The organism is Sphingomonas sp. SUN039, from assembly GCF_024758725.1.
Taxonomy (GTDB): domain Bacteria; phylum Pseudomonadota; class Alphaproteobacteria; order Sphingomonadales; family Sphingomonadaceae; genus Sphingomonas_O.
Genome location: NZ_CP096972.1, coordinates 2,269,030 through 2,290,452, shown reverse-complemented (window position 1 = coordinate 2,290,452; position 21,423 = coordinate 2,269,030). Strand labels below are relative to the sequence as shown.

The following is a 21,423-nucleotide window of genomic DNA, read 5'->3' as shown; positions in this document are numbered from 1 at the left end:
CTTGACACGTAACTTCAATTCAGGTAAATCTACCGCGTTGGGCGCATATCGTTGTCCGGTGAGGAGAGGCCCGAATTGTTGCCTGACCCGGTGAAGCTTGTGAAGTTAACGCACCCATTTGGGCCGATTCGCCTGAGTCGCGTCGTGCCCGGCGTCGCCGCTTTGCTGGTCGCAATTGCGTTCTTCCTCACTCTCCCGCCGCCGCTTCCGACCTACGCCCGCGTCGTCGCCGCATGGCAGCCGTCCGAAGCCTGGCTTTACGACCGCAACGGCACCTTGCTCGACAGCGAGCGCGTCGCGTTCAAGGCGCGGCGGCTGGCGTGGGTGCCGCTCGATGCCATGTCGCCTGCGCTGGTCGGCACCGTCGTTGCCAGCGAGGACAAACGGTTCCGCGACCATGGCGGGGTCGATTTCGTGGCGCTCGGCAGCGCGATCCGGGCGCGGCTTTCGGGAGAACGCGCGCGCGGTGCGTCGACCATCTCGATGCAGGTGGCGGGTTTCCTGTCGCCCGATCTCGCCCGACCGGGCGCGCGCGGGTGGCGCGACAAGCTGCGCCAGATGCGCGCGGCATGGGCGCTCGAGGGGCGCTGGTCGAAGGACGAGATTCTCGAAGCCTATTTCAACCTCGCGGGCTTTCGCGGCGAAGCGCAGGGGATCGGGGCGGCGGCACAGGCGATGTTCGGCAAGACGCCCGCCGACCTGACGCGCAGCGAGGCGCGGGTGATCGCGGCGCTACTGCCCGATCCCAATGCGCCCATCGCGCGCGTTGCTGCGCGCGCGTGCCGAATGGATGTCGCAGACTGCGACCCGCTTCGCACCGCCACCGCAACAGCCCTATCTGCCGAACGTGCGCGCGCGCTCGATCCCGGCCTTGCCCCGCACCTTGCCGCGCGGCTGCTCGACAAACCGGGGATGAGGATCACGACCACGCTCGACGCCGGTATCCAGCGCGTGGCGACAGCCGCGCTCAGCCGCCAGTTGCAGGGACTGGGGTCAGGTCGCGCTCGCGACGGCGCGGTCGTCGTGGTCGACAACGCGACCGGCGATGTTCTTGCCTATGTCGGCGGAGTCGGTCTCGGCTCGACGGCCGCGCAGGTCGACGGCGCGAACGCGTACCGGCAGGCGGGATCGACGCTGAAGCCGTTCCTCTACGCGCAGGTCATCGAAAAGGGCTGGCTGACCCCCGCCTCGATCCTCGACGATTCGCCGGTGCAGCTCGACACCGCCTCGGGGCTGTACGTGCCGCAGAATTACGACCGTAGCTTCAAGGGGCCGGTGAGCGTGCGGACGGCGCTGGCCGGATCGCTCAACGTGCCTGCGGTGCGGACATTGCTGGTCGGCGGAGTCGAGGCGTTCCGCAACCGGCTGTGGGACACCGGCTACAAGGGACTGGTCGAGGACGGGCAATATTACGGCTTTTCGCTCGCGCTGGGGTCAGCGGAAGTGACGTTGCTCGAACAGGCCAATGCCTATCGCAGCCTCGCCAATGCTGGGCAATTTGCGCCGCTCCGACTGCGTGCGTCAGAGCCGGCAGGACGGGGCAGACAAGTGTTGTCTCCCCAGGCGGCCTGGATCGTATCCGACATCCTGTCCGACGCCTCGGCGCGTTCCTCGACCTTCGGCGTCGACAGCGCGCTGCGGCTGCCATTCTGGGCGGCCGTGAAGACCGGCACGTCGAAGGCGATGCGCGACAATTGGTGCGTCGGCTACACCGACCGTTTCACCGTCGCGGTGTGGGTCGGCAATCTCGAAGGCGACAGCATGAAGGCGGTGTCGGGCACCAGCGGCGCGGCACCGGTGTGGCGGGACGTGATGGTGGCGCTGAACCGGGGCCGCACCAGCGCCGCCCCGCCGCGTCCACCGGGCCTTGAGCAGCGCCGGGTCACCTTCGCCAGCGCTATCGAGCCGCCTCGTACCGACTGGTTCCTGACCGGCACCGGCCAGTCAGCGCAGATTGCCGCCCCCGCCGCCGCGCGCCGCCCGCGCATCGTCAATCCGGTCAGCGGCAGCGTCTTTGCGCTCGACCCCGATATCCCCGTCAACCGCCAGCGCATGGGGATAGCCGTGACCGGCGCGGTCGCGGGGCACCGGCTGATCCTCGACCGCCGCGATCTGGGCGATGCCGATGCGCGGCCGCAGCTGCTGGCCGGACCGGGCAGCCATCAACTTGCCCTGCTCGACCCGTCGGGGCGGGTTATCGACCGGATTCGCTTCACCGTGCGCTGACGCTACGCTACGACAAAGCATGTCGACCCTCCGCCAAATTACCCGTCGCCCGCGTTCGGCCATGCGCGCGTTCCTGCGGTCCGAGGCAGCCGGCGGCATCCTGTTGATGGGCGCTGCAGCGCTGGCGATGCTGATCGCCAATTCACCGCTGGCGTGGACCTATTTCCACGTGCTGCATCTCGAAACCGGGCCGGTGCTGACGCCCAAACTCGGGCCGATGACGGTGCATCTGTGGATCAACGACGGGCTGATGGCGGTGTTCTTCCTGCTCGTCGGGCTCGAAATCAAACGGGAGTTCCTCGACGGGCATCTATCGAGCTGGGCCGACCGTCGTCTGCCGTTCATTGCGGCAGCGGCGGGGATGGCAGTGCCCGCGCTGGTGTATCTCGGCGTGACCGGCGGCGCGCCGGACCTGACGCGCGGCTGGGCGATCCCGGCGGCAACCGACATCGCCTTTGCGCTCGGCTTGCTCGCGCTGCTCGGCAAGCGCGCGCCGACTTCCTTGAAGCTGTTCCTGACGACGGTCGCCATCGTCGACGATGTCGGCGCCGTCGCGATCATCGCGCTGTTCTACACCGCCGCGCTGAGCTGGACTGCACTGGGTCTGGCACTGCTCGTGCTCGGTGGCATGTTCGGCATGAACCGCGCGGGCGTGAAGCATCCGCTGTGGTATTTCGCGGCTTTCGCGCTGCTCTGGTATTTCATGCTGCTCTCGGGCGTTCACGCAACGGTCGCGGGGGTACTTGCAGCGCTCGCCGTCCCAATCGTCAACACTCCCGGCGCGCCCGATGACGAAGATTCGACGCTGCACCGCATGGAGCATGGCCTGCACCCTTGGGTCGCATTCGGCATCGTGCCGCTGTTCGGATTTGCCAATGCAGGTGTCGCGCTCGGCGGTGATGTCGCGCCATTTGCGCCACTCCCACTAGCGATCGCGCTCGGGCTGTTCCTCGGCAAGCAGGCAGGCGTGTTCGGCAGTGTGTGGCTGGCGGTGATACTCAAACTCGCAACCCGACCGTCGAAAGCCAGCTGGCCGCAGGTCTATGGCGTGGCGCTGCTCTGCGGGATCGGCTTTACGATGAGCCTGTTCATCGGTGGGCTGGCGTTTCCGGCAGCGCCGAAAGCCGACGCGGTCAAGATCGGCGTATTAATGGGATCGCTGCTGAGTGCGATGGCGGGGGTGGCGGTGTTGCGCTTTGCGGGGCGCGCGCAGTGAGCGGAGCGATCAAACTCCACCCCGATTGGCTGGCGGCGCTACGGACCGAGTTCGACGATCCGTACATGGCCGCGCTCAAGACCTTCCTTGTCGCCGAAAAAGCCGCAGGCAAGCGCATCTTCCCCCGTGGCGACGAGTGGTTTCGCGCGCTCGACCTGACGCCGCCGGACAAGGTTCGCGTCGTCATCCTCGGGCAGGATCCTTATCACGGGCCGGGGCAGGCGCACGGGCTGTGTTTCTCTGTGCGCCCCGACGTCCCGCCACCGCCGTCGCTGGTCAATATATTCAAGGAACTCGAAAGCGATTTGGGCATTGCCCGCCCGCGCCACGGCCATCTCGAAAACTGGGCGCAGCAGGGGGTGTTGCTGCTCAACAGCGTGCTGACCGTCGAGATGAGCAAGGCCGCGTCGCACCAAGGGCGAGGATGGGAGAAGTTCACAGACGCGGTCATCCGCCATGTCGCCGCCAAGCCCGAGCCGGTCGTGTTCCTGCTCTGGGGTAGCTACGCGCAGAAAAAGGCGTCGTTCGTCGACAGCATCGAACGCGGCGGGCGGCATCTTGTGCTCAAATCGGTCCACCCCTCGCCGCTGTCCGCGCACGGCGGGTTCTTTGGGTGTCGGCACTTCTCGCAGGCGAATGCGTTCCTGGAAAGCCGGGGGATGGCAGCAATCGACTGGGCGTTGCCCGAGGGCTGATCGGCCCGATCAGCCCTCGGCTTCGCGTTCGAACGCAGCCTCGCCGCCGAGCTTGCTTGCCAGCCGTCCGAGCAACGACAGCACGATAATGGCAACAAGCGTCGCGACAATGGCATAGGCATAAAGCCCGGCAAGATCGTCGCCGAGGCCAAGCTTGGCGAGCGTTGCCTTGATCGCCTCGTTCCACGCCAACGCCGCTACCAGCCCGAGCGACGCTGAGGCCAACGCGATCATGGTCTGCACGAATGCACGCGGGTCTTTCATGGCAACGCCCTTCAGTAAAAAATCTACAGTTTCTCGGTCAACTCCGGCACCACCTTGAACAAATCCCCAACCAGACCAATGTCCGCCACCTGGAAGATCGGGGCGTCCTCATCCTTGTTGATCGCGATGATCGTCTTCGAATCCTTCATCCCCGCGAGGTGCTGGATCGCGCCCGAGATGCCGACGGCGATGTACACTTCGGGGGCCACGATCTTGCCGGTCTGGCCGACCTGATAGTCGTTAGGAACATAGCCCGCATCGACCGCCGCGCGGCTTGCGCCGACGCCCGCGCCCAGCTTGTCGGCGAGCGGTTCGATGATCGCGTGAAAGTTCTCGCTGTTCTGCAACGCGCGGCCGCCCGAGACGATGATCTTGGCGCTCGCGAGTTCGGGGCGGTCGGATTTCGACAATTCCGCGCTGACGAACGACGACATTCCCTTGTCGCCGGTCGACGCGACCGCCTCGACTGTGCCGCTGCCGCCGCTACGCTCGGCCTTGGCAAACGAGGTGCCGCGTACGGTAATGACCTTCTTCGCATCGCTCGACTGGACGGTCGCGATGGCGTTGCCGGCATAGGTCGGGCGCGTGAAGGTGTCAGCGCTTTCTACCGACAGGATCTCGCTGATCTGCATTACATCGAGCAACGCCGCGACGCGCGGGGCGATGTTCTTGCCATTGGCAGTGGCGGGCGCGACGAACGCGTCGTGATGGCCCATTAGTTCGACGATGAGCGGTGCTACGTTTTCGGCGAGCGCGTGGTCGAACGCGGCATCGTCGGCGACATGGACCTTACCGACGCCTGCGATCTTCGCGGCATCGGCACCGACGTCGGCGACGCCTTTGCCCGCCACGACCAGATGGACTTCACCCAGTTGCGACGCGGCGGTGACCGCGCTCAGCGTGGCGTCCTTGATGCCCCCGGCATCATATTCGACCCAGACCAAGGTCTTCATGCTGCGACTCCCATGTCCTTGAGTTTGGCGACCAGCGCATCGACGTCGGCAACCTTGATCCCGGCGGTGCGCTTGGGCGGTTCGACGACCTTGAGTGTCGTCAGCCGCTTGGCGACGTCCACGCCGTAATCGGCCGGTGTCTTCTGCGCCATCGGCTTGGACTTGGCCTTCATGATGTTGGGCAGCGACGCGTAGCGCGGCTCGTTCAGGCGCAGGTCGGTGGTGACAATGGCCGGGGTCGCCAGCTTGACGGTTTCAAGCCCGCCATCGACTTCGCGCGTTACGGTCACGCTGTCGCCGTCGACCACAACCGCGCTGGCAAACGTGCCCTGCGGACGACCCGTCAGCGCGGCAAGCATCTGGCCGACCTGGTTCGAATCGTCATCGATTGCTTGCTTGCCGAGGATGACGAGGCCGGGAGCTTCCTCCTCGACGACCTTCGCAAGCAGCTTGGCCACGCCCAGCGGCTCGACTTCGGTTTCGCTGACGATCAGGATCGCGCGATCGGCACCCATGGCGAGCGCTGTGCGCAGCGTTTCCTGCGACTTCTGTTCGCCGATGCTGACGGCGATGATTTCGGTCGCGACGCCCTTTTCCTTCAGGCGAATGGCTTCTTCGACGGCGATCTCGTCGAACGGGTTCATGCTCATCTTGACGTTGGCCAGATCGACACCCGTGCCATCCGCCTTCACGCGCGGTTTCACGTTATAGTCGATGACCCGCTTGACGGGGACGAGAATCTTCACGGGCGCTCTCCTGAGAATCGCTTTACGTTAACGTCAACTACGGCGCATGTGACGGACGCGCGGCAAAATATCAAGAGTCTTCGCCGCCGTGGACGGGCTATGCCGCTTTGCGGACCTCGGCGACAATCTTTTTCGCCGCGTCGCCCAGATCGTTCGCCGCCACGATGGCCAGCCCCGAATTGGCAAGGATGTCCTTGCCCTGCTGCACGTTCGTGCCCTCCAACCGCACGACCAGCGGCACCGACAGATTTACGTCCTTTGCCGCCGCAACGATGCCGTCGGCGATGATGTCGCACTTCATGATGCCGCCGAAAATGTTGACGAGGATGCCCTTCACATTCGGATCGGCGAGGATGATCTTGAACGCCGCCGTCACCTTTTCCTTCGACGCGCCGCCGCCGACGTCGAGGAAGTTCGCGGGGAACTCGCCGTTCAGTTTAATGATGTCCATCGTCGCCATCGCGAGGCCCGCGCCATTGACCATGCAGCCGATGTTGCCGTCGAGCTTGATGTACGCGAGGTCGTATTTCGAGGCCTCGATCTCCGACGCGTCTTCCTCGGTCAGATCGCGCAGCTCGGCCAGATCCTTGTGGCGGAACATCGAATTGCCGTCGAACGCGACCTTGGCGTCGAGAACCAGCAGCTTCCCGTCCTCCGTTACGGCCAGCGGGTTGATTTCGATCTGCTCGGCATCGGTACCGAGAAACGCATCGTACAGCTTCGACGCGACGTTCGCGGCCTGTTTGGCAAGATCACCGGTCAGGCCGAGGGCGGCGGCCACTGCGCGTCCGTGATGCGGCATGAAGCCCGTCGCGGGGTCGATGTCGAGCGTCTCGATCTTTTCGGGCGTGTCGTGCGCGACCGCTTCGATATCCATGCCGCCTTCGGTCGAGACGACCATGCCGATGCGTCCCGACGCGCGGTTGACCAAAAGCGCGAGGTAGAACTCCTTGGCGATATCCACGCCGTCGGTGACGTAGAGCCGGTTGACCTGCTTGCCCGCATCGCCGGTCTGGATCGTCACCAGCGTATTGCCGAGCATGTCGCTTGCCGCCGCGCGCACCTCGTCGGCGGTCTTGGCCAGCCGCACGCCGCCCTTGGCGTCAGGGCCGAGCTCGACGAACTTGCCCTTGCCGCGTCCGCCCGCGTGGATTTGCGCTTTGACGACATAGAGCGGCCCCGGCAGCTTCGCTGCCGCCGCGACGGCTTCGTCGACCGATAGCGCGGCATAGCCGGCGGGAACGGGAACGCCGAACTTGGCAAGCAATTCTTTGGCCTGATATTCGTGGATGTTCACGGTGCGCGCTCCATGTTGCGTTGCAGCGCCCTAAAGCACCTACGAGGCGATGGCGCAACCGAGTCCCGCAGTGGTGACGACGCCGAGGATTTCGGGATCGCCCAGCGCCGACGTCTGCTTCAGAAACTCGCGCACGGTCAGCTGGCCGATCCGGCTTTCTTTCAACCCCGACAACCGCGACAGTTTCTGCAACTGGCCGAGCGACAGCCGGTCGACCATCCGCTGCGCCATGCAGCTTGCGATCGGGCGCGAGAGGCCCGCATCGATCAAGGCAGTGCGGACGCGGGTTTCGGGAGTGGCACAGGCGGCCAGGGCGAGAATAGGTGCGACAATCAGGACAAACCGCATTTTGGAAACTCCGTCATGCTGAACTTGTTTCAGCATCCACCCAGCCACATGAACAGCGGCTTATGCGGATGGGCGGGCCCCGAAACAAGTTCGGGGTGACGAAGCAAGAGTGGTTGCCTATATGCCCACCATGTCCATCGCCCTCGGCCTCGCCATCTTCTTCGCCACCATCGCCGCGATGGAGGTGGTCGCTTATGTCGCGCACCGCTGGGTGATGCACGGGTTCGGTTGGTTCCTTCATGAAAGCCACCATCGCGCGCGGCACGGCATGTTCGAGCTGAACGACCTTTACGGGGTGTTTTTCGCGATCCCCGCCATCATCCTGCTGCTCGGCGGCGTCCAGCTCGGATGGCCCGCATGGACAACCTGGGTCGGGGCAGGGATCACCGGCTATGGTGCGATCTATTTCGGGTTCCACGACGTGATCGTGCACAAGCGCGTCCGGACGCGGTACCTGCCCAAATCCGAATATATGAAGCACATCATTCAGGCGCACCGCCTGCACCATGTCGTCGAAACGAAAGAGGGCACGGTCAGCTTCGGCTTTCTCTGGGCTCCCAAACCCGAAGACCTGAAGGCCGAACTCAAGCGCCGTGGCCACGCCGGCGTGCGCGCGCCGGTGGGCACGTTCGGCGAGGCGTAAGGAACGCCGCCCCGCCGCCGGGCGACTTCTAGACGCCGACGCCGACCTTCGCCTTGCCGCCCTTCTTGCCCTTCTTGGGCGGTGCAGGGGTGATCTCGAAGCCGAGCGACTTGCCCTTGTCGGGATCGTCCTTCAGGTGGACCATCACCTCGCCGCCGTGGACCAGCTTGCCGAACAGCAGTTCCTCAGCGAGCGGCTGCTTGATCTTTTCCTGGATCAGGCGGCCCATCGGACGCGCGCCGTAAAGCTTGTCATAGCCCTTCGATGTCAGCCATTCGCGCGCCGGATCGTCGAGGCGGATATGGACGTCGCGGTCGGCGAGTTGCAGTTCGAGCTGCAGGATGAACTTGTCGACCACGCGCGCGACCACTTCGGTCGGCAGATAGCCGAACGGGACGATGGCATCGAGGCGGTTGCGGAACTCGGGGGTGAACATCTTCTTCACCGCCTCTTCGTCCTCGCCCTCGCGGGTCATCGCGCCGAAGCCGACGGCCTCGCGCGCCATGTCGCTCGCGCCCGCATTAGTCGTCATGATCAGGATGACGTTGCGAAAATCGACCGATTTGCCGTGCTGGTCGGTCAGGCGCCCGTGATCCATGACCTGCAACAGGATGTTGAACAGGTCGGGGTGCGCCTTTTCGATCTCGTCGAGCAGCAGCACGCTGTGCGGCTGCTGGTCGATGGCGTCGGTCAAGAGGCCGCCCTGGTCGAAGCCGACATAGCCCGGGGGCGCACCGATCAGGCGGCTGACGCTATGGCGCTCCATATACTCTGACATGTCGAAGCGTTGCAGCGGAATGCCCATGATCGAGGCGAGCTGGCGCGCGACTTCGGTCTTGCCGACGCCGGTGGGGCCGGTGAACAGATAGTTGCCGATGGGCTTGTCGGGATCGCGCAGGCCTGCACGGCTGAGTTTTATCGCGGACGCCAGCTTTTCGATGGCGTCGTTCTGGCCGAAAACGACGCGCTTGAGATCGGTTTCGAGGCTGGCGAGCGACTTGGTGTCGTCGGTGCTGACCGATTTCGGCGGGATGCGCGCCATCGTTGCGATTACCTGCTCGATCTCCTTGGGCGTAATGACCTTTTTGCGCTTGTTCGGTGCGACCAGCATCTGCATAGCGCCGACCTCGTCGATCACGTCGATCGCCTTGTCGGGCAATTTGCGGTCATTGATATAGCGGGCTGACAGCTCCACCGCCGACTTGATCGCGTCTGGCGTGTACTTGACGCTGTGGTGGCTCTCGAACGCACTGCGAAGGCCCGCCAGAATTTTGATCGTGTCTTCGACCGTTGGTTCGTTGACGTCGATCTTCTGGAACCGGCGCAGCAGCGCGCGGTCCTTTTCGAAATGGTTGCGGAATTCCTTGTAGGTCGTCGAACCGATGCAGCGGATCGTGCCGCCGCTGAGCGCGGGTTTGAGCAGGTTAGATGCGTCCATAGCCCCGCCGCTGGTTGCGCCTGCGCCGATAACGGTGTGGATTTCGTCGATGAACAAAATGGCGTCGGGCAGCTTCTCGAGTTCGTTGACGACCGCCTTCAGCCGCTCCTCGAAATCGCCACGATAGCGCGTGCCCGCGAGCAGCGCGCCCATGTCGAGCGAATAAATGACCGCAGGAAGCAACACCTCGGGGACATTGCCCTCGACGATCTTGCGCGCGAGGCCTTCTGCAATCGCGGTTTTCCCGACGCCGGGGTCGCCGACATACAGCGGGTTGTTCTTCGACCGGCGGCACAGGATCTGCACGGTGCGATCGACTTCAGGTCCGCGCCCGATCAGCGGATCGACCTTGCCGTTTTTGGCCTTTTCGTTGAGGTCGACGGTGAATTGCTTGAGCGCGCTTTCCGTCTTTTTGCCGCCTTCGGCCTTCGCAGGCTTTTCTTCCTCGGCGCCCTTGGGCGTCGAGGCCTCGGGCGCGGTCGCACCTTTGCCGACGCCGTGGCTTATATAGCTGACGGCATCGAGGCGGCTCATATCCTGCTGTTGCAGGAAATAGACGGCATAGCTTTCGCGCTCGCTGAACAGCGCGACCAGCACGTTTGCGCCGGTTACTTCGTCGCGGCCCGAGCTTTGGACGTGAAGGATTGCGCGCTGGACGACGCGCTGGAACCCGCTGGTCGGCGACGGATCGGTCTGCCCCTCGACCCGCAGGGCTTCGAGTTCGCTGTCGAGATAATGCGTCACCGTCGCTTTCAGTTCGCCGGTATCGACGCCGCACGCGACCATCACGGCCGAGGCCTCCTGGTCGTCGACGAGCGCGAGCAGCAGATGCTCGAGCGTCGCATATTCGTGCTTGCGCCCGGCGGCGGCGGCCAGCGCATTGTGAAGGGTGGTCTCGAGGTTACGGGCAAAGGACGGCATCGGATTTTCCCATATCGGAGCCGACGGGCGCGGCCCCACTTGGACCTCAATGTCGGGTGCCCGAGCGTTCCCGACAAGACCTGACCGGCGAAAGCCGCAATGCGCCTTCGTCAGCGTTTGAATATGGCATCGGCACTTGCGCGATGGTTAACGGCCTTTTCACGTCTGGCGCGCGTCCGCGCAATCTCCGCTTCGAGCGCAGCGATGCGCGCGTCGCACTCGGCAACCGACAAGGGGTCGAGATCCTGTCGCGACAACAGCGCCACCGCATCGCCTGCGCGTGGTGGTGGTGCGATGTCATCGGTATCCATGGCCGCAAGGTTCGCCCGCAGGCCTGCAGCTGTCAACCGCTCACTCGCCGCGGCGGAGCAATTCGCGCGAGGTGATTGTCGTCTGGACGACGAACAGGATGACCAAGATGGCCGCAATCGATCCGATAAACCAGTCGAAGGCCGACAAGGCCGTTCCGAAGACGGGATCGGGCCCGAGGATGAACATGGCCAGCGTCATCGCGATCAGCATGATCCGCAACTCCGTCGGTCCGCCTGCCATATAGGACAGCCGAAATTCGCCGATCACCCGTGCTGCCAGAAATGTGTGGATCGAGAGCAGCAAGTAGGCCGAAAGGCCGAACAGCGCGACGTCGAGCCGCAGAAAAGGACTGAGGCCGAGCCCGACCAACATCACCATATTGCCGAGTGCATCGGTACTATGGTCGATGAAATAGCCGAACGAGGGACGTTCGATCTTGCGAAAGCGCGCCAAGCTGCCGTCGAGCGAGTCGCCGAACCAGTTGATGAAATAGCCCGCAATCGCGACCCACAGCCAGTTGATGTCGAAGGTGCTGAGCGCATAGCCTGTACCGACGATAACACCCCCGAGAAAACCGATCGACGTCAGCCGGTCGGGCGTGACCGACGGAGGCATCCGTGCGGCAAGCCAGGTCAGCAGGCGGCGCTCGTTCACCGCCAGCAAATTCTGCTGGATGCGCTGCACCGGTTTAATCGGCTCGCTCAACGCAGCACGCCCGAAGGGTATCGTTGCGACGGGGATTGGGGGGCGACCATGTGCATTCCGTCTCCGAAACGTCTTTCTCTTGTCATTTGTATGTCGCACCCGTGCGCGCGAAACGGGATTCGGTCAAGAAATGTCGATTATCGTCCGGCATTCAATCGGATGCTGACACGGGCGGTTCCCCTCGTCTAGGAAGCGGCAGAGCGCGAACGGGGGAATTCCATGACCGATATTCCGGCGACGATGCAGGCCATCGATCCGGCGAGCGCGGGCGGGCCTGAAGTGCTGGTCGCGGTCGAGCGCCCCGTACCGGTGCCGGGCGCGGGCGAAGTCCTGATCAAAGTGGCGGCTGCGGGGATCAATCGGCCCGACGTCCTCCAGCGCAAGGGGATGTACCCGCCGCCGCCGGGTGCGCCGACCATTCCGGGGCTGGAAATTGCGGGCGAAGTCGTGGCGGTCGGCGCGGGCGTAATGCCCGAACTGGTCGGGCAACCGATGTGTGCGCTGGTCGCGGGCGGCGGATATGCCCAATATTGCGTGGCACCCGTAGGCCAATGCCTCCCGGTGCCTGCATCGCTGACGATGGTCGAGGCGGCGGCGCTGCCCGAGACGCTGTTCACCGTGTGGACCAATTTGTTCGAGCGCGCCTATGCGGCGGAGGGCGATACCGTGCTAGTCCACGGCGGGACGAGCGGCATCGGGACGATGGCGATTGCACTGGGGCGGTTGTTCGGGCTGACCGTCATCGTGACCTGCGGCAGCGACGAAAAATGTACGAGCGCGCTGGAGATCGGTGCGGCTTTTGCGATCAACTACAACACGCATGATTTCGTGGCCGAAGTTGCCCGCATCACCGGCGGCGCGGGCTGTGCGGCGGTCCTCGACATGGTCGGCGGCGATTATGTGCCGCGCAACCTGCAATGCCTGTCCGAGGACGGCCGCCATGTCTCGATCGCGGTGCTGAACGGGCCGAAGGCGGAGGTGTTCATCCCGCTCATCATGATGAAGCGCCTGACCCTGACCGGATCGACGCTGCGCGCCCGCTCGTTGTCGTTCAAATCGCTGGTTGCCGACGAAATCGCGCGAACCGTGTGGCCGCATGTCGAGGCGGGGCGGCTGAAGCCGGTCATCGACAGCGTGTATTCATTGAGCGACGCTAGAGATGCCCATGCGCGCATGGATTCCGGTGCGCATGTCGGAAAACTGGTCCTGGAGATTACATGACGCCGCTTCGCCTGCTGCTTGCCGCTTCTGCACTGTGGCCCGTCTCGCAGGCCGTGTTCGCCGATGCGCTCCAGCAACAAGTGCTGGCCGGGGCCAAGGCGGTCAGCGCGCGCGACTTTACCTTCATCCAAACGATGCGGTTCGAGCGCACCGGGGCGGCGCCGATGGAGCGTGTCTCGCGCTACGATCCGCGTGGGGTCGGGAAGCCCTGGACGCTGATGAAGATCGACGGGAAGCCACCGACGCCCAAGCAAATGGAGCAGGACGCCAGGCGTGCGTCGCGCGTGCCCCCGCCCAGCTACGCGCGCATCGCCGAATGGTTCGGGGCGCCCGCGACCCGGATCACGACCACGCCAACCAGCGTCACCTATCGGTTCGCAAGCCTGCCAAAGGGGACGATCAAGATGGGCAGCTACGACGCCTCGCCCAACACAAGTGCCGAAGCAGTCGTAAATATCGCCGGAAAAGTGCCGTTCGTCGAACGGGCCCGCTTTAGCTCGAACACGCCGACGCGGCTGTTTCTGGTGGCTAAGCTCGAACGCTTCGTTGCAAATTCGACCTATCGCCTGCTCCCCGACGGGCGCCCGGTTCCCTCGAGCGTCGCAACCGAATTCAGCGGATCGATGATGGGGAAAGCGGCGACAATGACGACGCGCACAAACTATTCTGAATTCGCGGCGGCGCGTTAGCCCACAATCTCCAGCGCCTCGCTCGCTTTGACCCAGGCTGCTTCCGCCGCTTCCAGCTTCGCCTCGATGCTGGCACGCAGCTTCATCAAGTCGGTCATCGTCAGCTTCGCATGTTCGGGCGCGGCGCTGGTGGGGTCGAACATCGCGCGTTCGATGGCGCTGCGGGTTGCGGTGAGTTTCGCCATCTCGCTCTCGGCCGTCTTGACGGCGTTGCGGAGCGCGGTGCCCTTTTCGCGGGCAGCGGCGGCTGCTTTACGGTCTTCCTTCTTGTTGCCCTTGCCGCCCTCGGACTTGGGCGCCTTGCCCAGAATCATGTCGGTATAGTCGTCGAGCGTCCCGGCATATTCCTTCGCGGTGCCGTCATCGACCAGCACCAGCCGGTCGGCGGTGAGTTCGAGCATGTGGCGGTCGTGGCTGACCAGCACCACCGCGCCGTCGTACTCGTTGAGCGCCTGCACCAGCGCCTCGCGCGCATCGACGTCGAGGTGGTTGGTCGGTTCGTCGAGGATCAGCATATGCGGTGCCTCGCGGGTGATCAGCGCGAGCGCGAGCCGCGCCTTTTCTCCGCCCGACAATTTGCCGACTTGCGTCGTTGCTTTCGCGCCTGAAAAGCCGAAGCGCCCCAGCTGCCCGCGCACCGCGCCAGGCGTCTCGCCGCGCATCGCGCGGGTCATATGTTCGAGCGGGGTATCGGCGCCGTCGAGCTCCTCGACCTGATATTGCGTGAAATAGCCGACACGCATCTTGCCCGCCGCGTTTATTGCGCCGTCCATCGCCGGGAGCTGCGCCGCGAGCAGGCGGGCAAGCGTCGTCTTGCCGTTGCCGTTGCGCCCCAGCAGTGCGATCCGGTCGTCGGGGTCGAGGCGCAGGTTTAGCCGCTGGAGGATCGGCTTGTTTTCGGTGTAGCCGACCGCTGCCATGTCGAGGGTGACCAAAGGCGGCTTCAGTTCGTCGGGGCTGGGAAAATCGAACGACAGCGTCGGATCGTTGGCAACCTCGGCAATCGGCTGCATCTTCGCCAACGCCTTTTGCCGCGACTGGGCCTGTTTGGCGGTTGAGGCGCGAGCGGAGTTGCGGGCGATATAGTCCTGCAATTTCTCGCGTTGCTTATCCTGCGCCGCGCGGGCCGATGCCAGTTGCGCCAGCCGCTCGGCGCGCTGCCGCTCGAATGCGTCGTAACCGCCGACGTAGAGCGTGGTCTTGCCGCCTTCCAGATGGAGGATGTGGTCGACGACATTATTGAGCAAGTCGCGTTCGTGGCTGATGACGACCATCGTCGCGCGGTAGCTTTTAAGGAAATTTTCGAGCCACAAGGTCGCTTCAAGATCGAGGTGGTTCGACGGTTCGTCGAGCAGCAGCAGGTCGGGTTCGCTGAACAGCAGTGCGGCGAGCGCGACGCGCATCTTCCAGCCGCCCGAATAGCTGTCGAGAGGGCGGTGCTGCATCTCCTCGTCGAAACCCAGCCCGACGAGGATACGCGCGGCGCGTGCAGGCGCGGCATGCGCGTCGATGGCGATCAGTCTTTCATGGATTTCGGCGATGCGGTGGTGATCGTCGGTGTGCTCTTCCTCGACCATCAGCGCCGCGCGCTCAGTATCGGCGGCGAGTACGGTTTCGAACGGGGTGGTCGTGCCCGACGGCGCTTCCTGCGCGATATAGCCGATGCGCGATTTGCGCGGGATGTCGATGCCGCCCTCATCGGGGTCGTAGTGGCCGGTGATGACTTTCATCAACGTGGTCTTGCCCGCCCCGTTGCGCCCGATCAGCCCAACGCGCGCGCCCGTCGGCAGTGCGGCGGTCGCACGGTCGAGAATGGTGCGCCCGCCAAGGCGCACGGTGATGCCGTTGATGTTGAGCATGGCAGGGCCGGTAGCAGGGAAATGCTGCAAGTGCGAGAGGGCGTGTCGCCAAGTCCTCCCCAGGCCGCAGGCCGCAGGGGAGGTGCCCGCAGGGCGGAGGGGCCGCCGCGTTCAGCGGCGGACGGTGTTTCGGTTGGAGACACCGCCGCTCGCTGCGCTCGCGCCCCTCCGGCGCTGTCGCGCCACCTCCCCTGCGCTTCGCTGGGGAGGACTTATCTCCCGCTCCGCGCCTGGTTCAGCGCGAACAGGTGCGACAGGATGTCGTCGTCGCTCATGCCGAGCGCCCACGCCGCGCCCCAGCCATAGGCATCGGCGACGGCGGCATCGAGCGTGGCGTGCGCGTTCGCCAGCCATACCGGGCGTGCGTTGTAGAGGTTGGTCAGCGTGCGCTTTTTCAGCTCCTTCGCCGCATCGTCGTCGCGGGGCAGGATGCGGTCGGGATAGCCCGGCACGACTTCGGGTTCGCGCACGATCAGGTCGGCGGGGTTCAGCCAGTTCTCGCGCAGCTCGTTGAGCGTCGCGGCGGCAGCGGCGATGGCCTGTGCGCGGGGGTCGTTCGCATAGTTGGCGGCGGGGATGTCGGGGGTCAGGCCTTCGGGGAAGGGGAAGGTCTCGAACGTGGTCGAGGGCGTATAGCGCGGGTCGTTGCCGACGCCGAGGAAAGTCCCCATCCGCAGCGACCAGAGTTCGTGGAATCGCGAATGGAGGATGCCGAAGGTCGTGTCGTCGTCGCGGGCGATGGCGTCGAGCAGGTTGGATGGCCTTGCGAAGTTGGAGAGCCAAACAAAGATGCGGTGTTTTGAGACGACAGGCGTTGCGATGTATCGCTGTAGTCCTTCAAACGACTTGCGAAGCTCGGGACGCGGGCGTTCGTAGCGCCACCATTGCTCGCGGGTGCGCTCGTTACGGTCGCGCGCTCGGATCGGTTGAACGTGCGCCAAAGCATGCTGAAACGGTTGCTCGTATTGTGCAGCCTCAATTTCCGAAGATGTTGCAAAATCTATTGCCCAGCGATCCGATGGTCGGCGCACGATGTCTTTCGCGATGATCCACGGGAATAAGACGTCGGCGTTTGGCCTCCCGTTCACGTTTACCGGCAGTTGAAGCCAAGCGCGCGCGATCGAACCGGGCACATCAAACGCACCGTATTTCTTCAATCCCTCGAAGCATCGTGCCGAATTTTCAGGAAGCCGCTGAGCGCGTGTCAAATCAACTACGTCCATCCCCCCGGTCAAATCGGCATGGATTTGCTCAACAGGTCGACCGTTAAGCATCGGCTGACGAAAAAAGCCTAACCCCGTGTCAAGCACGGGGCGACGGGTTGGATATTTCGGCTCTAAACTCTCATCGTCAGCCCGCACTTGATGCGGGCCTAGGCTGCCTTCGGCTCCTCGCTCGAAGGCGATCAGAGAGACCCGTACGGCTGCCCCTTCAACGGTCCAGCCCTCATCGCTCCACGCATCGAAAATACGGCCTTGATCGACGATCGGTTTGAGTACTTCCCGATTGGCACCGCCCCGAATGCTGTTCGTCGAAACTAAACCTGCGCGCCGAATCTGTTCCGACACGATCATCGACCAAGCTTTGGCGAACCAGTAGCAAACCAGATCGACGCCACCCGGCACCTCCGGCCAAGCCTTACGGAGCGCGACCGCATAGTTCTCGCCCAGCTCGCCGATCATCTTCTTGTTGCCCAAAAACGGCGGGTTCCCCACGACCACGTCCGCGCTCGGCCACTCCGCGCGCGTCCCGTCGGCGTTCAGCACCGCATCGCGACACTCGATCGTTTCCAGCGGGCGAAGGATCGGGTTCTTCGCCACGTCGAACCCGTTGCGGCGCATCCACTGGATTTCGCCGATCCACACGCTGACCCGCGCCAGTTCCGCCGCATAGGGATTGAGTTCGATCCCCAACACGCATTCGGGGCCGACACGCGGGAAGCCGCGCGGCAGCCCCAGCGCCTCGGCATCCAGGTTCGCGCGGTGCTCGATATCCTTGAGCGCCCTCAAGGCGACATAGAGGAAATTGCCCGACCCGCAGGCCGGGTCGAGCACGCGGAATGCCGCCAGCCGCTCGATAAACGCGCTGTGGATCGCCTCGGCCTCGGCATGCAATTTGTCGGCCTTGCGCTTTTCGGCCGGGGACAACAGTCGTTCGGCGGTGCGTTTGGGGGCGCTGTCGACCAGCGCGGTCATGCGTCCCAGCGCATCGGCCCATTCGGCCTCCAGCGGCTCGACAATGACGGGCCGCACGATCAGGTCGATCTTGGCCCGGTCGGTATAATGCGCGCCCAGCTGGCTGCGCTTGGCGGGGTCGAGGCCGCGTTCGAACAAGGTGCCGAGGATCGACGGGTCGATCTGCGACCAGTCGCGCTTCGCCGCCTTGGCCAGCTGCTCGACATCGTCCTCGGTCAGCGGCAGCGGGTCCGCCCCACCGGACTCTGCCCCCTCGAACAGCCCGCCGTTGAACCATTCGATGCGCTTGAACCCGACCTTGCCGCCCTTGTCCGCCATCGCCGCAAACAGGGTGCGCGCGTGGTCGGGAAACAAGTCCCATTCGAACCGGCACAATTGCAGCATGTCGGTGAACATATTGTCGGGCAGCAGCGCCGAATCCTCGGCAAACATGCAGAAGACGAGCTGGTTGACGAAATGCGCGACGGCCCCCGCATCATGGCCCCGGTCGCGCAGGCGTTGGGCCAGCCCCGCGAACTCGCGCGCGGTCTCCTCGGTCAGCGCAGTGCGCGTCTGCGACGGCTTGAACGCATCGGGATCGGTAAACGCGCGCTTCAGCCGCTCGCGCGTGTCGCCGTCGCGCAGGTCCTCGAGTTCGAAATCGTGCTTTTCCTGCACGGTGTTGGTGAAATTGGTCCGGACGATAATCCGGTCCATGTCGCTGACGATCAGCAGCGGCGGATTTTCGAGCGCGGCCTGATATTGCAGCAGTTGCGACAACGCCTTGTCGAGGTTGGCGTGGCGGCCCTTATACTCCCACGCAAAGCAGCCCTTGCGCCACACGTCGGCCCAGCCGTTGCCACCGCCGGTTTTGGTCGCCCCTTTTTCGAAGGTAAACCAGTCGCCGGTGGGGTCCGCACTGACGGGATCGAGGATGCCGAGCAGCGCGCACAGGTCGTTGAAATGGCTCTGGCTGGCGCTGCGCTCCTTCAGTTCGGCATTGCGCCATTTGCGGATGAAATCGTTCGGGGTCATCACTGGTCGCTTAGCGCGATTGCGGGTAATGAACACCTCGTTTCGACCGAATCCGCGGGGGGGCGCAGGCGACCATGACCGACCAACTGATCCTTCACGAATATGCCCAGTCGGGGAATTGCTACAAAATCCGCCTGACTGCCGCGTCGCTCGGCCTGCCTATCGAGCGGCGCGAGTACGACATTATGAAGGGCGAAACGCGGACGCCGGAATTTCTGGCGAGTGTCAACGCCAACGGGCGCATTCCGGTGCTGCAGATCGGCGACAAGTTGCTGCCCGAAAGCAATGCCGCCTGCTGGTATCTGGCCGAGGGGACGGCGCTGATGCCGGAGGACCGCTTCGGGCGCGCCGATGTGCTGCGCTGGATGTGCTGGGAACAATATAACCACGAGCCCAATGTCGCGACCCTGCGCTTCTGGCGCGCGTTTCTGGGCGAGGACAAGCTGAACGACGGCCAGCGCGCCCAGCTCGAAAGCAAATGGATGGCAGGGGAGGCCGCGCTGTGCCTGATGGACCGGCATCTGGCGGCGCAGGACTGGTTCGTTGGCGGTGGGATGACGCTCGCCGATATCTGCCTTTATGCCTATACCCATGTGGCCGGAGAGGGCGGGTTCAAGCTGTCGCGCTATCCCGCCGTCGAGGCATGGCTGGCGCGCGTCGCGGCGCAACCGGGGCATGTCACGATAACGGCATAAGAATGGCGGCAAGCTGTAACAAATCCGATTCATAGGCGGTGGAACACAGCCCCGAAATCGCCTAGGGAGCGGTCCATGGACGCGATTACACGCCTGCCCTTCGATGCCGATATCCACGAGTTTTCCGCGTCCGAGCCGACGATCCCCGAGCCGGAAGGCCAGCGCGGGCGGCGGCGGTTCCGCACGATCTGGATCAGCGACGTCCACCTCGGCACGCGCGGTTGTGCCGCCGATTTGCTGATCGATTTCCTCGATTCGACCGACAGCGAGACGATGTACCTCGTCGGCGACATTATCGACGGGTGGCGGCTGAAGAAGAAATTCTACTGGCCCGATACCCACAACGATATCATCTGGCGGATCATGAAGCGCGCCAAGCGCGGCACCCGCGTCGTCTATGTGCCGGGAAACCACGACGAAATGTTCCGCCAATATGCGGGACTGAATTTCGGCGGCGTGGAGATCAAGCGGCAGGCGATCCACGAGACGGCGGACGGGCGCACATTGCTTGTCGCACATGGCGACGAGTTCGACGCGATCCTGCTCGGCCACCGCTGGATCGCGTTCTTCGGCGACCAGCTCTACCATTTGATGATGCGGATCAACCACGGTGTGAACTGGGTTCGTGCGCGGCTCGGCAAGCCCTATTGGTCGTTCTCGAAGGTCGCCAAGCAAAAGGTCAAGAACGCCGTCGAGGTTATCTCGCAGTTCGAGCACACCGTTGCCGCAGAGGCCGCGCGGCGCGGGGTCGACGGGGTGGTCTGCGGCCATATCCACCACGCCGAATTCCGACCGCTCGCGGGGGTCGAATATTACAACGACGGCGACTGGGTGGAGGGCTGCACCGCGTTGGTCGAACATTTCGACGGGCGGATGGAAATCCTCCACTGGGTCGAGGAAATGGCGAAGCGCGATGCATCGCGCCCGGTGCTGAAGATCGCTGCTTAGGGAGTTTCCCCATGCGTATCGCCATCGTTACCGATGCATGGGAGCCGCAGGTTAACGGCGTCGTTCGCACGCTGAAAGCGACCAAAGCCGAGCTGGAGGCGAAGGGGCACGAGGTGCTGGTCGTCTCGCCCGATCTATACCCGAACCTGCCATGCCCGACCTATCCCGAAATCCGGCTGGCGCTGACCCGTGCGGCCTGGGTCGGCGGGCGGCTGGCGGCGTTCGCGCCCGACGCGGTGCATCTGTCGACCGAGGGACCGCTTTGCCTCGCCGCACGACGCTGGCTGGTGCGGCAGGGGTGGGCATTCACCACCGCTTACCACACGCAATTCCCCGATTATTTCGCGGCGCGCACCGGCATCGATGCCGAATGGGTCTGGCCGTATTTCCGCTGGTTCCATGCCGCGTCGAGCGCGGTGCTGGTCTCGACGCCCTCGGTGCGCGACGGGCTGCGCGGCCACGGGATCGGGCACTCAATGCACTGGAGCCGGGGCGTCGATCTCGACGCCTTCTCGACCGATGCCTCGCCGCACCCCGCCTTTGCCAGCCTGCCGCGCCCGATCCAGCTCTATGTCGGACGGGTCGCGATCGAAAAGAATATCGAAGCGTTCCTGGCTTCGTCGCATCCCGGCACCAAGGTCGTCGTCGGCGACGGACCGGCGCGGGCGATGCTTGCCGCGCAATACCCCGATGCCGTATTCCTCGGCGCGTTGTCCGGCGAAGAATTGGCGGGCAGTTACGCGGGGGCGGATGTGTTCGTGTTTCCCAGCCGCACCGACACCTTCGGGCTGGTGATGATCGAGGCGCTGGTTTCGGGAACCCCGGTGGCGGCATTCCCGGTTAGCGGCCCCATCGACATCGTGACGCCCGCAACCGGTGCGCTCGACGAAAGTCTCGACGCGGCGATTACAGCGGCGCTGACCCGCGACCGCGGCGATTGTGCCTATTACGGGCGGACCTACACTTGGGGTGCAAGTGCCGCACAGTTCGTCTCGGCGCTGGTGCCCGCCATCCCCCCGCTGGCCCACGCCGCGTAAC

Annotated in this window: 19 protein-coding genes; 9 read left to right on the top strand and 10 right to left on the bottom strand. The window is 64.3% G+C overall.

All coding sequences use genetic code 11. The features are described from left to right. Positions 1-144 precede the first annotated feature (144 nt). Genes pbpC through ung form a run of 3 tightly spaced genes read left to right on the top strand, consistent with a single transcriptional unit; the run spans position 145 to position 4,137 of the window. A complete protein-coding gene (gene pbpC / locus M0209_RS11205; RefSeq protein WP_258888355.1) occupies positions 145-2,226 on the top strand; it encodes a penicillin-binding protein 1C in 2,082 nt (693 codons plus the stop codon). 19 nt (positions 2,227-2,245) lie between these two features. Beyond that, on the top strand, positions 2,246-3,442 hold the full coding sequence (nhaA, locus tag M0209_RS11200; RefSeq protein ID WP_258888354.1) for a Na+/H+ antiporter NhaA: 1,197 nt from the start codon (positions 2,246-2,248) through the stop codon (positions 3,440-3,442). Further along, the gene (gene ung, locus M0209_RS11195; RefSeq protein WP_258888353.1) at positions 3,439-4,137 is read left to right on the top strand and encodes a uracil-DNA glycosylase; all 699 of its coding nucleotides are present in this window, start codon (positions 3,439-3,441) and stop codon (positions 4,135-4,137) included. The genes nhaA and ung overlap by 4 nt, the downstream gene beginning before the upstream one ends. 9 nt (positions 4,138-4,146) lie before the next feature. On the opposite strand, the gene M0209_RS11190 is transcribed toward ung, so the two are convergent. The 5 genes from M0209_RS11190 to M0209_RS11170 all read right to left on the bottom strand — a co-directional run bounded on the left by M0209_RS11190 (position 4,147) and on the right by M0209_RS11170 (position 7,745). Then, positions 4,147-4,401, bottom strand: a complete 255-nt coding sequence (locus tag M0209_RS11190; RefSeq protein ID WP_258888352.1) for a DUF5654 family protein — start codon at positions 4,399-4,401, stop codon at positions 4,147-4,149. A 23-nt stretch (positions 4,402-4,424) separates the two neighbouring features. Further along, positions 4,425-5,354 carry an electron transfer flavoprotein subunit alpha/FixB family protein gene (locus M0209_RS11185; RefSeq protein WP_258888351.1) on the bottom strand — a complete coding sequence of 310 codons (930 nt, stop codon included), beginning with the start codon at positions 5,352-5,354 and terminating at the stop codon, positions 4,425-4,427. Continuing rightward, positions 5,351-6,100, bottom strand: coding sequence for an electron transfer flavoprotein subunit beta/FixA family protein (locus M0209_RS11180; RefSeq protein ID WP_258888350.1), 750 nt, complete (start codon positions 6,098-6,100; stop codon positions 5,351-5,353). Before M0209_RS11180 ends, M0209_RS11185 begins: the two co-directional genes overlap by 4 nt. 97 nt (positions 6,101-6,197) lie before the next feature. Beyond that, positions 6,198-7,397 carry an ADP-forming succinate--CoA ligase subunit beta gene (sucC, locus tag M0209_RS11175; protein WP_258888349.1) on the bottom strand — a complete coding sequence of 400 codons (1,200 nt, stop codon included), beginning with the start codon at positions 7,395-7,397 and terminating at the stop codon, positions 6,198-6,200. Between the two features lie 39 nt (positions 7,398-7,436). After that, positions 7,437-7,745 carry a hypothetical protein gene (locus tag M0209_RS11170; RefSeq protein WP_258888348.1) on the bottom strand — a complete coding sequence of 103 codons (309 nt, stop codon included), beginning with the start codon at positions 7,743-7,745 and terminating at the stop codon, positions 7,437-7,439. Between the two features lie 130 nt (positions 7,746-7,875). On the opposite strand from M0209_RS11170, the gene M0209_RS11165 reads away from it, so the two are divergent. After that, a complete protein-coding gene (locus tag M0209_RS11165) occupies positions 7,876-8,388 on the top strand; it encodes a sterol desaturase family protein (RefSeq protein ID WP_258888347.1) in 513 nt (170 codons plus the stop codon). 28 nt (positions 8,389-8,416) lie between these two features. On the opposite strand, the gene clpA is transcribed toward M0209_RS11165, so the two are convergent. The 3 genes from clpA to M0209_RS11150 all read right to left on the bottom strand — a co-directional run bounded on the left by clpA (position 8,417) and on the right by M0209_RS11150 (position 11,764). Further along, positions 8,417-10,747, bottom strand: coding sequence for an ATP-dependent Clp protease ATP-binding subunit ClpA (gene clpA, locus M0209_RS11160; protein ID WP_258888346.1), 2,331 nt, complete (start codon positions 10,745-10,747; stop codon positions 8,417-8,419). A gap of 110 nt (positions 10,748-10,857) precedes the next feature. Beyond that, positions 10,858-11,058, bottom strand: a complete 201-nt coding sequence (locus M0209_RS11155; protein WP_258888345.1) for a DUF1192 domain-containing protein — start codon at positions 11,056-11,058, stop codon at positions 10,858-10,860. A gap of 40 nt (positions 11,059-11,098) precedes the next feature. Further along, entirely contained in the window at positions 11,099-11,764 is a 666-nt protein-coding gene (locus tag M0209_RS11150; protein WP_258888344.1) for a CDP-alcohol phosphatidyltransferase family protein, read from the bottom strand. A 219-nt stretch (positions 11,765-11,983) separates the two neighbouring features. On the opposite strand from M0209_RS11150, the gene M0209_RS11145 reads away from it, so the two are divergent. Together M0209_RS11145 and M0209_RS11140 are read left to right on the top strand one after the other, a co-directional pair. Further along, positions 11,984-12,985 (top strand): NAD(P)H-quinone oxidoreductase, encoded by a 1,002-nt coding sequence (locus M0209_RS11145; RefSeq protein WP_258888343.1) that lies wholly within the window; start codon positions 11,984-11,986, stop codon positions 12,983-12,985. Next, complete coding sequence (locus tag M0209_RS11140; protein WP_258888342.1) at positions 12,982-13,674, top strand: hypothetical protein; 693 nt, start codon at positions 12,982-12,984, stop codon at positions 13,672-13,674. The genes M0209_RS11145 and M0209_RS11140 overlap by 4 nt, the downstream gene beginning before the upstream one ends. Here M0209_RS11140 and M0209_RS11135 read toward each other — a convergent pair. Beyond that, the gene (locus M0209_RS11135; protein ID WP_258888341.1) at positions 13,671-15,533 is read right to left on the bottom strand and encodes an ABC-F family ATP-binding cassette domain-containing protein; all 1,863 of its coding nucleotides are present in this window, start codon (positions 15,531-15,533) and stop codon (positions 13,671-13,673) included. The two genes, M0209_RS11140 and M0209_RS11135, sit on opposite strands and share 4 nt — an antisense overlap. A gap of 212 nt (positions 15,534-15,745) precedes the next feature. Then, on the bottom strand, positions 15,746-18,742 hold the full coding sequence (locus M0209_RS11130; RefSeq protein ID WP_258888340.1) for a class I SAM-dependent DNA methyltransferase: 2,997 nt from the start codon (positions 18,740-18,742) through the stop codon (positions 15,746-15,748). Positions 18,743-18,816: 74 nt separating this feature from the next. Here M0209_RS11130 and M0209_RS11125 point away from each other — a divergent pair, with 74 nt between their 5' ends. From M0209_RS11125 to M0209_RS11115, 3 genes are all read left to right on the top strand, one after another. Continuing rightward, positions 18,817-19,437, top strand: coding sequence for a glutathione S-transferase family protein (locus tag M0209_RS11125; RefSeq protein ID WP_258888339.1), 621 nt, complete (start codon positions 18,817-18,819; stop codon positions 19,435-19,437). A gap of 75 nt (positions 19,438-19,512) precedes the next feature. Further along, positions 19,513-20,385, top strand: a complete 873-nt coding sequence (locus M0209_RS11120) for a UDP-2,3-diacylglucosamine diphosphatase (RefSeq protein ID WP_258888338.1) — start codon at positions 19,513-19,515, stop codon at positions 20,383-20,385. Positions 20,386-20,396: 11 nt separating this feature from the next. Then, a complete protein-coding gene (locus M0209_RS11115; protein ID WP_258888337.1) occupies positions 20,397-21,422 on the top strand; it encodes a glycosyltransferase family 1 protein in 1,026 nt (341 codons plus the stop codon). The last annotated feature ends 1 nt before the right edge of the window (position 21,423 follow it).